This window comes from Paenibacillus tuaregi, from assembly GCF_900086655.1.
In the GTDB taxonomy this organism is placed as follows: Bacteria; Bacillota; Bacilli; order Paenibacillales; family Paenibacillaceae; genus Fontibacillus; species Fontibacillus tuaregi.
Genome location: NZ_LT575474.1, coordinates 1 through 1,425 on the forward strand (window position 1 = coordinate 1; position 1,425 = coordinate 1,425).

At 47.3% G+C, this 1,425-nt stretch carries 1 protein-coding gene; it reads left to right on the top strand.

Translation table 11 applies throughout. The features are described 5' to 3' along the window. On the top strand, nucleotides 1–1,425 hold a 1,425-nt coding region (locus BN6628_RS00050; protein WP_235847540.1), incomplete at both ends, for a glycosyl hydrolase family 18 protein.

A 1,425-nucleotide genomic window follows, 5' to 3' on the forward strand; every position in this document is an offset into this window, starting at 1 on the left:
GATAATCACGTGCCAGCAAGCAAAATTGCGATCGGAGCTGCTTTCTACGCTCACAAATGGACAGACGTAGAAGCAGACGGAGAGAATATTCTTGATCAGAAAGCCAAGGGCAGCGAGGAAACGCCAACGTACAACGATATTCTTACGAAATATAACGAAGAGCATGGATTTATCCGTCATTGGGATGAAGCAGCCAAGGCGCCTTACCTGTACAACCCGACCACTAAGGAATTTCTGTCTTATGACGATCCACAGTCCATAACGGAAAAAGGAAAATATGTACTGGATAAGAAGCTTGGCGGCGTATTGTTCTGGGAGTACAGCCAGGATAAGACGGGGGCCCTGCTGGAAGCTCTGAATAACGGACTCCAGGGTAAACCGTACGAAGTGGATAATACAGTACCTGATGCTCCAAAAGTGGTTAACGTGACAGAAGGAACAACATACACCTCTGGTGTACTGCCGAACTGGACCGATGGTAAGGGAACCTACAGCTCGGCTGTATTGAACGGTAAACCATATATTAAAGGCACAGGCATTAATGAAGCGGGTGACTATACTCTGGTTGTCACTGCGACTCATGGCAAGAGCTTTAAGACTTCAAGCACAACGGTTAAATTCAAGATTGATCCAGCTCTGCGGATCATTGGATATGTACCCGGCTGGGTAGACTGGTCTGATGCGAATACGGTAGATGTAGCCAAAATGACACACCTGAACTACGCATTTAACCATATTGATAAAGATCACAAGCTCATTCCATTCCAAGGAAACTACCATGATGATCAGAACTATGCCTATTTAAGCAGTCTGAAGTCCAAGAACCCCAATTTGAAGATTCTGAATTCTGTTGGAGGATGGGGCGCAGATGGGTTCTCGGATGCGGCAGCGACACCAGCAGCCCGGGAGACTTTTGTCAACAGTGTGATCGAGCATATCAAGAAATACAATCTGGACGGAGTGGACCTCGACTGGGAGTATCCAACACAAACGGCGGGTGATCTGATTAAGGCAAGCCCAGAGGATAAGGAGAACTTCACACTTCTTCTTCAAATGGTTCGTGAGAGGCTGAACAAGTTGGGCCTTGAGAACAACAAATATTATGAGCTGACCATTTGTGCGGCTACCGCATCGGACTATCCGAAGTGGGTCGAGCTGGATAAGATCATTCCGCTCCTGGACAGCCTGAACATCATGACATATGACTTGGCAGGTGGATGGGTGCAGAAAACTGCTCACCACACAAATCTTTATGCAGGTAGAAGCGTGGATTCAACGGTGCAGATGTTCTTCGATAATCACGTGCCAGCAAGCAAAATTGCGATCGGAGCTGCTTTCTACGCTCACAAATGGACAGACGTAGAAGCAGACGGAGAGAATATTCTTGATCAGAAAGCCAAGGGCAGCGAGGAAACGCCAACGTAC